Consider the following 14318-nt stretch of genomic DNA (forward strand, 5'->3'; position numbering starts at 1 on the left):
GGAGAAACCTCATGCATAACCCAAACTCAGCTATAAAAAGAATAAAAAATCATCTTGCCTATAAATTAGGTCAAGCTATGATTGATTTTGCAAACAATGGGGGGGGGTATATAGCATTATTTAAAAAACTTTATAAAATTAAAAAACAGCACAAAAAAGAACAAAAAATTTATCAACAAACCATACAAGTTTTTCCTCAACTCAAATATCCAAGTTTAGAAACATGTAGTGATTATGACCAAGCTTTAAAATATAAATTTCATTTATCTTACATGTTAGGTGAAGTTTTAATCAAAGCTGATGTGAATAAGTTTAAAGATGGGTATTTTTTTCTTTTTAAAAATATAGAACAGACTAAAAAAGATTATAAAATAATAAAAGAAATTTTAGACCTTTCTAAAAAGTTTGAAGAAAATATTTATACTATACTCGCTGAAAATAAAAATTTATTTATGTGTAATTTGGATAATTTGAAAATTATTTTAGACTTGCATAAAAATTATATACCAGTATTAAAAGTTATTTTTCAAAATTTTAATTATACGTTAAATCATTTGGAAATGATACAAGAATGGTTGTTATCAAGTGATTTTAAGCAAAAATTTCAAGATGTAAATCATCCTTATCCTTCTTTACTTGACCCTAAAAAACTTAATGATCAAGCAGAAAAAATAAATTATCATAATATTTCAGGCGAATTAGCTTGGAAAATGAATTTACCATTGCCTGAAAATTATAAATTAGTATGGCTATGGGCTGCATGTAGTGGAACAATGGCTATTTATACATTTTTTAATTATTCAGGCATTTCAACTATTAATGCAAATGGTTGGGAAGATGAAAAAAAAGTTTATATCGATAATTATACGTATATATTAAGCAAAAAAACACATGTAGCAATAGCTCCAAGAGTGTTTGAAAATAATGATAAAATTTATTATTTATTTACTAGCAATGTTCCTTTATTGTATATATGTAGAGATCCAATATCAATTATCAGGCATGCAATAAATCATATAGGTGACCAAAATAGCAAAATAAAACCAATGATGAAACAGATAACTTTAAATTCAAATTTTAAAGAGCTTTTTCCAGAAATACTTTACTGGTATTCCAATTCAAGCAAACCTGAATTGAATAGCTTGATAAAAGTTTTAGATAATTATGAACTTTACTTTAAATCATATCAAAGAATTAAAATTTTAAAAAAAGATGTATTGTGTTTTGAGCTTAATGAAATCTCTGGTTTAAATGCTCGAAAAACATTTGATTTTATAGCTGATAAATTTTTTAATGTAAAATGTGATTATTCTTTTTTTTCTAAAAGAATTAATCGCCATCAAGGTGATTTGGTTGTGCTTCCAGTTGTATATTCTATTGTTATAGGTGAAATTTGTATTAATATAGTAATTACTACAAAAAATCTTATGTATTTTAATTCTTTAGAGCCTAAGATGACAAATGAAGACTATATTGACATTACTTCTGAAATTTTTAAAGAAAGAAAGTTAATGTTTGATAGTATTATTGTATTAATAAAACAAAAAGAATATAATATTTTAAAGAATAATCAAAAATGTTTTATAGATAGCAAAAAATATTTAAACGGTTATATGGATGCGTTTGAAGAGAATGAGATAAAGATTAAAAACAATCTTATTACAGAAGAAGAAATTTTGCAATATTTACAAATGAGAAAAGATTTGCGATTAAAATTAAAAGATATTTTAGATGAAGAATTAAATTTTATAAAAATAAATTATCCAAAGCATTTAAAACAATGGAAATATTATCAAAAATTTGAGCAGATGTGTAATGAAACATAATTTAATTATTTGGCTTACAGGTTTAGCAGGAAGTGGTAAAAGTTATATAGCGCAAGCATTGTATAGAAAATTAAAAGAGAAATATGACAATGTTATCTATCTTGATGGAGATGAGTTAAGAGAGCTTTTGGGATATTTTTCCTATGATAAAAAAGGTCGTATGGATGTATCTTTTAAACGATCTGATTTTGCTCGTTTTTTAAGTAATCAAGGAATGATAGTTATCGTAAGTGCGATTTCTATGTGGAATGAAATTTATGAGTATAACCGCAAGTATTTAAAAAATTATTTTGAAATTTATATAAAATGTGAATTTGAAGAGTTGAAAAGACGCGATAAAAAGAATTTATATACCCAAGCTTTAAAGGGTGAAATTTCAAATGTTGTGGGTGTAGACATTCCGTATGATGAACCAAATGCTGATTTAGTGATTGACAATACCCAAATGGCAGCACTTGATGATAAGGTTTGCTGTATTTTAACAGCACTTTGTCAAAATTTAGATAATTTAAAACGCGAATAAATGTTACAAGTTACTCATGAAAATTTCCTAGATTTAAAATATTTTGCTAGCGGTGTGTTTTATCCTTTAAAAGGTTTTATGAATTATGAAGAATATAAAAAAGTAATTTATGAAATGCAACTTTTAAATGGTGAAATATGGACTTTGCCTATTACTTTAGAAGTAGATGATTTTAAAAATACTTATGTGGGACAAAAGAAAGATTTATATTATCAAGACAAACTTATAGGAAGTATTCAAATTGAAGATAAATTTTGCATTCAAGATCAGGATCTTTATGAAATTTTTCAAACCAAAGATGAAAAACATCCTGGTATTGTCAAAGAAAAAAAACGTTCTTCTCTACGCATAGGTGGCAAAATAGAACTTAAAGAAGAATTTTATAAAGATTCTTTATATAAAAATATTTTAAAAAACGTTTTTAATACTGATATTAAGACCATAGTGGGTTTTCAGACAAGAAATCCTATTCATAGAGCTCACGAGCATTTGCAAAGAATTGCACTTGAAATTTGCGATGCTTTGTTTATTAATCCTTTAACAGGCTGGAAAAAGCAAGGCGATTTTACTGAAGTAGCAGTGATGAGTGCTTATAAAACTATGTTTGATGAGTTTTATCCTAAAGATAGGGTCTATATTCAAGGTTTACAAACCGCTATGCGTTATGCAGGTCCCAAAGAAGCTATTTTTCATGCTTTACTTAGAAGAAATATGGGTTGTACTCATTTTATCATTGGCAGAGATCATGCGGGAGTGGGAAATTATTATGGAATCTATGAGGCACAAAAGTTGGCTAAAGATCTATCAATGCGTTATGATTTAGGTATAGATTTTTTACTTTTAAAAGAGCCTTATTATTGTTCTAAATGCCAAAAAATTGTGAGTGAAAAAAATTGTGCGCATTATAAAGAACATAGAATTGCAATTAGTGGTACACAAATCAGAAAGGATTTAAGCGAAGGTAAAATTCCTAGTGAACTTATGATGCGTTCAGAAATTTCTGCTAGCTTACTTGCTTTAGGTAGAGAAAATATTTTTATTGATTAAAGGATTGACAATGAAGAAGCTTATTTTAACAACAGGTCCTAGTTTAGGTGGAAAGATAAATCTTAATCAAATTCATCAAGATAAATTTATTTATAGAATTAATGGAGCGCATGGAGATATAAAGAGTATTAAAAATACTATTATTAATTTAAGAAAACAAAAAGCTAATATTGATATTTTGATTGATTTACCAGGAAATAAAATTAGAACTTCAGGGATTAGAGAAGCTATTCAAGTAGAAAAAGATAAAGATTTTTCTTTAAAAATTGATCAGTTTAATTATACAGAATTTTATAAGCTTGTTAAACCAGGTATGGAGGTTTATGCAAATGATAGTGTGTTTTTGTTTATCGTAAAAGAAGTTAATGATGAGGAAATTATATTTACATCTAAAAGTACAGGTTTGCTTTTAAATAATAAAGGTATGCATGTTAGAAATTTACATGATAATATTCCTTTTTTGTTTGAAAAAGATAAAGAACTTATAAAGCTTTGCAATGAGCTTGATATAACTTACTTGGGTGCTTCTTTTGTAAGAAAAGCAAGTGATATAAAAGAAATAAAACAAAGACTTTATTCAAATACTAAAATTATTTCTAAAATTGAAACTTTAGAAGCAGTGAATAATTTATATAGTATTTTACAAGAAGTAGAATATATTCTAATTGATAGAGGAGATTTATCTACGGAAATTGGTATAGAAAAAATTCCACGTTTTCAAAATTATATTGTAGAAATGGCGCATCATAATGCAATTAAAGTATTTTTGGCTACGCAAATTTTAAAAAATATGGAAGAAAAACCTATTCCTACTATTGCAGAAATTGATGATTTATATAATATTGCAAAAAGTGGAGTTTTTGGAGTACAACTTTCTGAAGAGACGGCTGTTGGGCATTATATAGAAGAATGCGTTAAAATTTTAAATTTAATACAAGATGAAATTAATAATGAAAAAATTATTCTTTAAGGGGTTAATATGAAATTTGAGTCTTTAAGTCCCGAGAATATTAGTATTATATTTTTATCTTTAGGAATTTTGTTATTTTCTTCTTTTATTTTTGGAAAGATATTTACTTTATTTAAAGCCCCAAAAGTAATTGGTGAAATTTTTGGTGGTTTTATTTTAGGGGCAAGTGGTTTATATATTTTTGCCCCTGATTTGCTTACAGGTATCTTTAATGGATTTAATGAACAAGGCAAGATATTAAATATTTTTTATCAATTGGGTTTGATATTTTTAATGTTTATTGCAGGATTTAATACACAAATTAGCTTTGAAAAACAAAATATTAAAATTATTTCTACTTTATTTTTAGGCGGCACTTTTTTATCTGCTGGTGTGGGGTATTTCTTTATTGAGTATTTTAAAGAAGCTTTTATCGGGCTAAAAGGGAATGATTTATCTTTTGATTTGGTTTTTTTAATAGCCATTGCTGTAACCTCCATACCTGTGATATCAAAAATATTTTTTGATATAGGGATAATTAAAACAAGATTTGCAAGTATAGTTTTAACTACTTCAACGATACAAGATTTATTTTTGTGGATTTTACTTAATATTACCATCAATGCTGCAACAAATCAAGATTTAACTTTAATGAGTAATCTTAAAACTGCTTTTCTTACTTTATTTTTATTTATAAGTGTAAAAGTAATTTCTAATTTCTTTGTGAAAATTTCTTTTCGTATGAATACAATTGATTTTTTTACTTTAAGTTTTATTGTATTATTTTTATCAATAGCTTTTTTAAATATGATTCATATTAACCCTATGTATACTTCATTTCTTGTAGGTTTTTTAATAAAAAATATTTTAAACAATCATCAAGAGTTAAGAGAAAAGGTTAACGGTCTTTCAGACATGGTTTTTTCATTTTTTATTCCTGTTTATTTTGCTTTAATTGGCATTCAATTAAATATTATTCATGAATTTTCTTTTACAATGTTTATATTTTTCTTGGTTCTTGCATGCTTATTGAAATTTTTAGGTTGTTATATAGGATTAAATTTTGTAAAAATTTCTAATATTTCAAGGATTAATTTTGCTATAACAATGAATGCAAGAGGTGGCCCAGGAATAGTTTTGGCTAGTGTTGCTTATTATTATCAAATTATTAATGTAAGCTTTTTTACAACACTTATTTTAACTGTTTTAATTTCGTCGATGTTGGCAGGTTATTGGTTGAGATACCAAAAAAATAAAAATATAAATATTTTTTCTAAATTTTGATAAAAATTATAGGATTGAATTTTTGATATAAAAAAATTTGTTATAATTCTTTTAAAAATATTGTTAAAAGAATTATTTATGAAGTATTATTCAACATCAAAAAAGCTTATCAATAATACTAGAAATTTTTATACCATTTCTTTGTATAAGAAAAATTTAAAAATAAATAAAGATGACCTTTTTTTTGGCTGGGGACGCAAAAAATCAGGTTTAAAAGCTATGAATTTAGCTAAAAAACATAAGGCTAAATTCATACTTTTGGAAGATGGATTTATCCGCTCATTAAACTTAGGGGTTGAAAATAGCCCAAGTTTTTCTATGGTTAAAGATGATATAGGCATTTATTATGATGCAACAATGCCTTCAAAGCTTGAAAATCTTTTAAATACTTATAAATTTAAAGATGAAGAAATCAAGCAAGTTAAAAAAGCTATAAAGCTTATCAAAAAATATAAAATTAGCAAGTATAATAATAATCTTAGTGTGCCAGATAATTATTTTAAACAAGATGGAAAACGTGTTTTAATTATTACGCAAACAGCCAATGATTCCTCGCTTGAATTTGGACTTGCTAAAGATTTTAAAACTGTTGATATGATAAAAGATGCCATACAAGAAAATCCTGATTCTAAAATTTATATAAAAATTCATCCAGATGTTTTAAGCGGTAAAAAACAAAGTGATTTAGATATAAATTCCTTGCCTAAAGAATGTATTTTAATCACTGAAAACTTTAATCCTATAGTTTTGCTTGAGTTTTTTGATAAGGTTTATACCAAAACCTCTGGTATGGGTTTTGAAGCTTTGATGCAAGAATGTGAGTGTATTTGTTATGGCATGCCTTTTTATGCGGGCTGGGGTTTAACAAAAGATAAATTAGAGTGCAAAAGAAGGATACAAAAAAGAAGTTTAGAAGAAGTTTTCTATGCTGCTTATATACTTTATAGCGAGTATTTTAATCCTTATTTAAATCAAAAAAGCAATATTTTTGATACTATTCAAACTTTAGCAAAATATAAAGATATAGAAAAGGTAAATTCTAACAGGCTTTTTATGCTAGGCTTTACCTTATGGAAAAGGTATTTTATTAAGCCTTTTTTTAAGGCCAAAGACAATGAAATTATTTTTTTAAAATCTCTAAAATCTTTAGCTAGATATAAACTTAAAGAAAATGATAAATTTTTCATTTGGGGTAAAAGAATAGATTATAATATTCTTAAAACTACTCTTGTTACAAAAGCACAAGATGAGAATTTATTAGGTTTTACTCCTAAAATTTCTTTGGTAGAAGATGGCTTTATCCGCTCAATCTCTTTAGGTTCTGATCTCACGCGCCCTTTTTCTTTAATCGTTGATGATAAAGGACTTTACATAGATCCAAATAAACCAAGCAAATTAGAAGAGCTTTTACAAAATGAAATTTTCGATGAAAACACGCTAAATAGAGCAAAAAATATTATAAAAATCTTACTTGAGAACCGCTTTTCAAAATATAATGGTTTAAAGCATGAAAATTTAAAGATCAATGCCAAAATAGGACAAAAGATTATTTTAATCCCTGCTCAAGTTGAAGATGATGCTTCGATGATTTTAGGAAGTTTTGGCTTATCTACTCTTGATTTGCTTAAGGAGGTGCGTTCTAAAAATCAAGATGCTTATATTATCTTTAAACCCCATCCTGATGTGTTAAGCGGCAATCGTGTGGGTTTAAAAGATGAAAAACTTATCTTGGAATTTTGTGATGAGATTGTAAAAGATTGCAGTATTGATAGTGCTATAAAAATTGCTGATGAAATTCATACTATTACTTCTACAAGTGGTTTTGATGCTCTTTTAAGAGCTAAAAAAGTTTTTACTTATGGTATGCCTTTTTATGCGGGCTGGGGTTTAACAAAAGATAAACATAAATGCGAAAGAAGAACAAGAAAACTAAGCTTAGAAGAGCTTGTAGCAGGTGCTTTAATCACATATCCAAGATATATAAATCCTAAAACAAAAACTTTATGTGAAATTGAAGTTTGTTTAGATATAATGCTAAATTTACAAAAAGATTATTTTTCAAAAAAACATATAAAATTGGCAATAGATTTTAAAACTTTTATACTTAGAAAAATAAGAAGATTTTATGAATTTTTAGCAAAGAAATGAGATTTAGTAGTAAAATTAAAAAAGAATTTAGCGGCAAAAATGTTTTACTCTTGCAAGGACCTGTGGGAAATTTTTTTCATCATCTTGCAATAAAAATGAAAAAAAATCAAACTAAAGTTTTAAAACTTAATTTTAACGGCGGAGATTTTTTTTTCTATCCAAGTGGAACAAGGTGTAATTGTGATGAAAAAGCTCTTGAAAATTTCTATAGGGATTTTTTTCAAAGTAAAAAAATCGATGCTATTTTAATGTATAATGATTGTCGCATTATACATGTAAAGGCTATTAAAGTGGCTAAAGAATTAGGAATTGAAATATGGATTTTTGAAGAAGGGTATTTAAGACCTTATTGTATCACTTTAGAAAAAGGTGGAGTGAATGCAAATTCTTCTTTGCCGCGTGATAAAAATTTTTATCTTTCTCAAAATATTTTTATTAAAGAAAGCATAAAAGAAATTCCAGGTGCTTTTAAATTTATGGCTTTTGATGCTTTTTTGTATTGGTTTTTTGCTTTTATCTTAACTCCATTTTTTAACAACAAACTCCATCATCGCACTTTATATCCTTTTGAATTTTTATTTTGGTTTAGATCTTTATATAGAAAATATCTTTATAAAATTACAGAAAAAAAACTTAATGAAAAAATTTATAATTTAGAAAAAAAGTATTTTTTGGCAATTTTGCAAGTTTATAGCGATACGCAAATCAAACACCATTACAAAAAAAACATAGAGCACTTTATAGAGGAAACCATACTTTCTTTTGCTAATCATGCAAGAGCGAAATCTTATTTAGTTTTTAAACATCACCCTATGGATAGGGGTTATAGGAATTATTCTAAACTTATTAAGAAATTAAGTCAAAAATATCATGTAGAAGATAGAGTTTTATATGTGCATGATACACATTTGCCAACCCTTTTAAGAAAGGCTTTAGGTTGTATTACTATAAATTCAACAGTAGGTCTTAGTGCTATTTTAGAGGGCTGTCCAACTAAGGTTTGTGGTAATGCTTTTTATGATTTTGAAGGCTTATCCTATCCAAAAAAACTTCAATTTTTTTGGCGTGAAGCTCATGCTTATAAACCCAATCCTATTTTGGTATGTAATTTTAAGAAATATCTTTTACAAACCAATCAATTCAACGGTAATTTTTATAAAAATTTCTTTTTAGACAAATAAGACTAAAAAACTTTGATTAAGAGAGCTTTTAAAGCAAAGCTGTTATAATAAAATCAAAAAAGAAATATTTTATGAATAGAGAAGTATTTTATATAGCAGGATATGATCCTAAGAGTTATAGATTTTATTATGATTTGTTTAAAAAAAATCTAAAAAATTATTCTTGCAAGTTTAATATTAAAGCTAATATAAATAAAATTGAAAAAAATGAGCAATTTCCTTTTTTTAAAATTTTTTGTGAAAATGTGCGAACTAAATATTATTTTTTAACATGGAATGATATTGTTAAAAAAAATTGGTCAGAAAGTTATAAAGATGCTTTGGTAGATTGTTATAGTTTTTTTAGAATTTATACTATTACAGGACTTTTTATTAAATTTGGTAAAGAGTCAATTTATCAACTTATTACAGGTTATTACCCTTTTTTCTATGTGTTATTTTCTTTAGTATTTTCCTTAGCTTTAGCTTTTGGAAGTTTTGCTTTTTTGCAAAATTATATGCATTTTTCTTTAGCTATCATCATAGGATGTTTTTTAGGATTTTTGCTAAATCATTTTTTATTTAAATTAGGTAAAAAATTAGCTGTATTTTGGATAGCAAGAATTTGTGCTTTTTGTGCTACTTGGCAAGATAAAAAAATAGGCACTATGCAAGAAAGAATCAAGCTTTTTGCAAATACTATAGTAGATAAGCTAAAACAAAATGAAGATAAGCAAGATTATGAGCTTATTTTAGTAGCGCATAGTGTTGGAACTATAGTTTGTATAGAAGTTTTAGAGTGTATTTTAAGGCAAAATTTAACCCTATCTTTACTTCGTAAATTAAAAATTCTTACTTTAGGAGAATGTATACCTTTGGTGAGCTATCAAAAAAAAGCAGATGAATTTAGAAAAAAGCTTGAATTTGTTTCAAGATTTGATTTAAAATGGTATGATTACACATCGATTATTGATGGAGCATGTTTTCCTCAAGTGGATTTTTTCCACACGAGTGGTGTAAATGCTAAATTTACACCTCCATTTTTAAGTACTAAATTTCATACTTTATATGAAAAATATGAATATAAAAAAATAAAAAGAGATAAAAATAAAGCACATTTTTTATATCTTTATAGTATTAGTATTAAAGGCGATTATGATTTTTTTTCTTTTACCATAATGCCTAAATTTTTAGAAGAAAAGGTAAAAATATGAGTGAATGCCCCTTTTTCCCTAAGCCTTACAAAAATAAAGCTTCTACGCTTTTAACTTTTTTATTAAAACGTAGATCTTGGCTTGATGGACTTTATGAGCGTAGTTATAAAATGCAAACAGGTTATGTAAAGATGCCAAATTTTGATCTTTATGTGATTAACGATACTAAAGAAGTCAAAAGGATGATGATTGATGAGGTTAAAGAATTTCCTAAAAGTGCATTTTTACATGAGCTTTTAAACCCACTTTTAGGAGAGAGTATTTTTACTACAAATGGTGAAGTTTGGAAAAAGCAAAGAGAACTTTTGCGTCCAAGTTTTGAAATGACACGTATTAATAAAGTTTTTAATCTCATGAGTGAAGCCGTAGCTGATATGATGGAGCGATTCAGTAAGTATCCAAATCATGCCATTATTGAAGTAGATGAGGCAATGACTTTTATTACTGCTGATGTTATTTTTCGTACTATTATGTCTTCAAAACTTGACGAAGAAAAGGGTAAAAAAATTTTAAATGCTTTCGTAACTTTTCAAGAGCAAAGCGTGCATACAGCTATGCGTCGTATGTTTTGTTTTCCAAAGTGGCTTTCTTATGTGTTAGGCGATCGTAAGCGTGCTAAAGCTGGAAATGTAATCAGACAAGTTTTAAGTGATATCATAAAACCAAGATATGATATGATAAATAATACAGAATTTGAAGATATTTTAGCTTCTTTGCTTTTAGTAGTAGATGCAGATACAAATAAGCGTTTTTCTTTTGAAGAAATTTTAGACCAAGTGGCTATGCTTTTTTTGGCAGGGCATGAAACTACAGCAAGTTCTTTAACATGGACGCTTTATTTGCTTAGTCTTTATCCTAAGGAGCAAGAAAAAGCTTATGAAGAAATTGTACAAGTTTTACAAGGTAAAAATATTGAAATTTCTCATCTAAGACAATTTAAATTTTTAACCAATATTTTTAAAGAATCTTTAAGACTTTATCCTCCTGTTGGATTTTTTGCAAGAGAAGCAAAAAAAGATACTCAAGTTAGGGATAAGCTAATAAAAAAAGGTTCTGGAGTAGTGATTGCTCCTTGGCTTATACATAGGCATGAGGAATTTTGGACAAATCCACATGGATTTAATCCTTCTCGTTTTGAAGATGAATATAAAAAAGATGCGTATTTACCTTTTGGAGTAGGTGAAAGAATTTGTATAGGACAAGGTTTTGCTATGCAAGAGGCAATTTTGATTTTAGCTAATATTTTAAAAACTTATAAATTAGAACTTGAAGAAGGTTTTGTACCCGATGTAGTAGGACGTTTAACAGTGCGTTCAGCTAATGGAATGAGGGTAAAATTTAGCAAAAGAGAGTTATGAAAAGAGTAAAAACTAGAATTCGTGCTAATTTTCGTCGTCGTGTAAAACGTAGTTTAAAAGGAAGTTTGAAAGAAAAATTAGCAGGGACTATTTTACTCTGTGCTATAGTACCATTGGCAGTTTTGGGTTATCTTTTTATCGTGATTATAGGAACTTTTTTTAATACCGCACGTGCAAGACAAGGAGTTAGAGCCTTAGATCATTTTGTAAATGCAAGCTTGTTTAATGGTTATGCTTGGGAGAGCGTTTCTTCTCATGCGTGGCGTGAAAGAAATCGCAAAAAATGGGCAAGGATTGTTATAAAAATCACAGATTTTTTTCAAAAAGATCATTGTAAAAGAGCAAACAAAAGAGAACAACCTGTGGTGGATTTCATACTTTCAAGAAATTTAGATAAACAAACTATAGGAAAATAATCAAACTATAGCCACTATGGCTATAGCAAAACCATTATCATGAGAAATGCTTAGGGAAGTTTGAGTGATATTAAAATCTTTTGTAATTTTTTGAGAATATTTTAATTTAGGCGCGTTTTTTTCATCTTTTGATATTTCAATATCAAAAAAACTGCATAATTCACAAATTCCAACACCCAAAGCTTTGCTGGCGGCTTCTTTAGCAGCCCAAAGACCTGCTAGAGTTGCTGGATTTTTAATGAGTATTTGTTCTTTTGGGTTTAGAAATTTATCTAAAAAATTTTTGCCATGTCTAGAATGAATTTTTTCTATCCTAGAAATGGCGATGATATCACAGCCTACACGCATCAAGAAACTACAAAATCCGTAAAATAAACATTTTTAATAAAGCCATCGGTTAAAATTTCATTGATTTTTCCAACTAGCTCATCTTTTAAACGTTCTTTACCTTTTTGTGTGCTTACTTCTTCAAAAGTTTTAGCTGTTAATGTACGAATAATAATATCACGAATTACTGGAACTTTTTTATCAAGTTCAGGTTTTAAAAGTTCGCTATTTTGTTCTAGTTCTATAGTGCATTTTACATATCTCGAGCCGCTATCACTAAGTAAATTTAGGGTAAAAGGATCAAGCGGATACATAGGACCTATATTAGCAAAATCACTACCTCGCTGAGTAGGAGCTGAAACTTTAGGTTTATCGGCTTTTGCCTCTTCTTTTGGAGCTTCTTTTACTTCACTTTCATCACTTGAACTGCTTGAAATAAGCCAAGCAATCACTCCCATAATACTAAGAAGTAAAACAAAAAGTAAAATAACAATAATAATTACAAGTGAACCGCCTTTTTTCTTTTTCGTTTCTTCGTTTTCTAATTCTTCATCCATAAATTTTCCTTCATTTAGTGAAATTAATGTAAAATTGTAGCAAAAATTTCTTTTCTATCCAAATTTGCTTTAGAAAAACGATAAATTTAGGTCAAAGAAGAGATAAATTTGAAGGAAAAAAATGTTAGATGTGATTTTTAGAGAATATGATATAAGAGGGCTTTATGGCAAAGAACTAAATGAAAAAAGCGTTAAAGCTATAGGTTTTTTTTTGGGACAAACTATGTTAAATAGGGGTTGTAAAAATGTAAGTGTGGGTTATGATGCAAGATATAGTGCAAATGAGCTTTTTAATTATTTAGTTAGTGGGCTTAACAAAGCAGGGATAAAAATCTATGATATAGGGCTTGTGCCAACTCCATTAGGATATTTTAGTCTTTATGAGGGGTTAAAATTTGATGCAAATATTATGATAACAGGATCTCATAATCCAAAAGATTATAATGGATTTAAAATTACTATCAATAAAGAAAGTTTTTTTGGTGTGGAATTAAAAGAGTTTTCAAAAGAAGTTTATAAGCATTTAGATGATGATATTGAAGAAAATTTAGAAGTAGAAAAATACGATATTTTAAGCCTTTATGTGAAATTTATGTGTGAGCAATTTAGCTTTTTAAAGGATTTTAATTATAAATTTGGTGTTGATTGCACAAATGGTGCGGCTGGAGTGGTGATAGAGCCTTTAATCAAAGCTTTAAATTTAAAAGCTCATGTGATGTTTGCAGAGCCTGATGGACAGTTTCCAAACCATGCTCCAGATCCTACAGAAGAAGAAAACTTAAGTGCGATTAGAGAGTTTTTAAATCAAAATCAAGATTATTCTTTGGCTTTTGCTTTTGATGGGGATGCTGATAGAATGGTTGCTTTGAGTAAAACTCATGTATTTTGTGGGGATGAGCTTTGTTATTTGTTTGCTAAAAATATTCCTAATCCACGCATTTTAGGTGAGGTAAAATGTTCTAAAAATCTTTTTGATGAAGTGGCTAAATTTGGCACTATTTTTATGGGAAAAACAGGACATTCTAATATCAAAAAAATGATGAAAGAAAAAGATATTGATTTAGCGGCTGAAGTGAGTGGACATATTTTCTTTAAGCATAGATATTTTGGTTATGATGATGGAATTTATGCATTTTTAAGAGCTTTAGAGCTTGTTTATAAAGGTTTTGATTTAGAAAGTATGATTAAAGCTTTACCAAAACTTTATACTACACCTGAAATTAAAATTCCTGTAAATGAAGAAGAAAAATTCAAACTTGTGGAAGAATTTCAAAAAGAGATTGAAAAAGGAGCTTTAAAAGGTATTAAAAGTCTTTGTGAAATTGATGGAGCTAGGATAGATTTTGGCGATGGATGGGCTTTACTTCGTGCATCTAACACCAGCCCTTATCTTATCACACGCTTTGAGGCAACTTCTTTAGAAAGAGCAAAAGAGCTTGAAAGTATGGTATTTACTTTGTTTAATGATATAAAAGCTAGATTTAAGAATTGATGAGATAATATTTCGCG

13 protein-coding genes are annotated in these 14318 nt (G+C 27.6%); 11 read left to right on the forward strand and 2 right to left on the reverse strand.

All coding sequences use genetic code 11. The features are described 5' to 3' along the window. The first annotated feature begins 11 nt into the window (after positions 1–11). The 10 genes from ACOTU8_RS03975 (at position 12) to ACOTU8_RS04020 (ending at position 11925) form a co-directional block, all read left to right on the forward strand. On the forward strand, positions 12–1826 hold the full coding sequence (locus tag ACOTU8_RS03975) for a DUF2972 domain-containing protein (RefSeq protein ID WP_422341881.1): 1815 nt from the start codon (positions 12–14) through the stop codon (positions 1824–1826). After that, complete coding sequence (locus tag ACOTU8_RS03980) at positions 1816–2349, forward strand: adenylyl-sulfate kinase (protein WP_422341882.1); 534 nt, start codon at positions 1816–1818, stop codon at positions 2347–2349. The genes ACOTU8_RS03975 and ACOTU8_RS03980 overlap by 11 nt, the downstream gene beginning before the upstream one ends. Next, a complete protein-coding gene (locus ACOTU8_RS03985) occupies positions 2350–3396 on the forward strand; it encodes a hypothetical protein (protein WP_422341883.1) in 1047 nt (348 codons plus the stop codon). Positions 3397–3406: 10 nt separating this feature from the next. Then, the gene (locus ACOTU8_RS03990) at positions 3407–4366 is read left to right on the forward strand and encodes a pyruvate kinase (RefSeq protein ID WP_422341884.1); all 960 of its coding nucleotides are present in this window, start codon (positions 3407–3409) and stop codon (positions 4364–4366) included. Between the two features lie 9 nt (positions 4367–4375). Continuing rightward, positions 4376–5629, forward strand: coding sequence for a cation:proton antiporter (locus ACOTU8_RS03995; protein WP_422341885.1), 1254 nt, complete (start codon positions 4376–4378; stop codon positions 5627–5629). Between the two features lie 78 nt (positions 5630–5707). After that, positions 5708–7777: a capsular polysaccharide biosynthesis protein gene (gene kpsC, locus ACOTU8_RS04000; RefSeq protein ID WP_422341886.1), complete on the forward strand. Its 2070-nt coding sequence runs from the start codon at positions 5708–5710 to the stop codon at positions 7775–7777. After that, entirely contained in the window at positions 7774–8958 is a 1185-nt protein-coding gene (gene kpsS, locus ACOTU8_RS04005; RefSeq protein WP_422341887.1) for a capsule biosynthesis protein, read from the forward strand. Before kpsC ends, kpsS begins: the two co-directional genes overlap by 4 nt. A 71-nt stretch (positions 8959–9029) precedes the next feature. Continuing rightward, positions 9030–10151, forward strand: a complete 1122-nt coding sequence (locus ACOTU8_RS04010) for a DUF829 domain-containing protein (protein WP_422341888.1) — start codon at positions 9030–9032, stop codon at positions 10149–10151. Beyond that, on the forward strand, positions 10148–11509 hold the full coding sequence (locus ACOTU8_RS04015) for a cytochrome P450 (RefSeq protein ID WP_422341889.1): 1362 nt from the start codon (positions 10148–10150) through the stop codon (positions 11507–11509). The genes ACOTU8_RS04010 and ACOTU8_RS04015 overlap by 4 nt, the downstream gene beginning before the upstream one ends. Further along, positions 11506–11925, forward strand: coding sequence for a hypothetical protein (locus ACOTU8_RS04020; protein WP_422341890.1), 420 nt, complete (start codon positions 11506–11508; stop codon positions 11923–11925). Before ACOTU8_RS04015 ends, ACOTU8_RS04020 begins: the two co-directional genes overlap by 4 nt. On the opposite strand, the gene acpS is transcribed toward ACOTU8_RS04020, so the two are convergent. Both acpS and fliL read right to left on the reverse strand, forming a co-directional pair. Then, complete coding sequence (gene acpS / locus ACOTU8_RS04025) at positions 11926–12273, reverse strand: holo-ACP synthase (protein ID WP_074486995.1); 348 nt, start codon at positions 12271–12273, stop codon at positions 11926–11928. Further along, positions 12273–12809, reverse strand: a complete 537-nt coding sequence (gene fliL / locus ACOTU8_RS04030) for a flagellar basal body-associated protein FliL (protein WP_002855429.1) — start codon at positions 12807–12809, stop codon at positions 12273–12275. The genes acpS and fliL overlap by 1 nt, the downstream gene beginning before the upstream one ends. 121 nt (positions 12810–12930) lie before the next feature. Between fliL and pgmL the strand changes: the two genes are divergently transcribed. Continuing rightward, positions 12931–14301, forward strand: a complete 1371-nt coding sequence (gene pgmL / locus ACOTU8_RS04035; RefSeq protein ID WP_422341891.1) for a phosphoglucosamine mutase PgmL — start codon at positions 12931–12933, stop codon at positions 14299–14301. Positions 14302–14318 lie beyond the last annotated feature (17 nt).

It is taken from the genome of Campylobacter jejuni, from assembly GCF_049221745.1.
Taxonomy (GTDB): Bacteria; Campylobacterota; Campylobacteria; order Campylobacterales; family Campylobacteraceae; genus Campylobacter_D; species Campylobacter_D jejuni_E.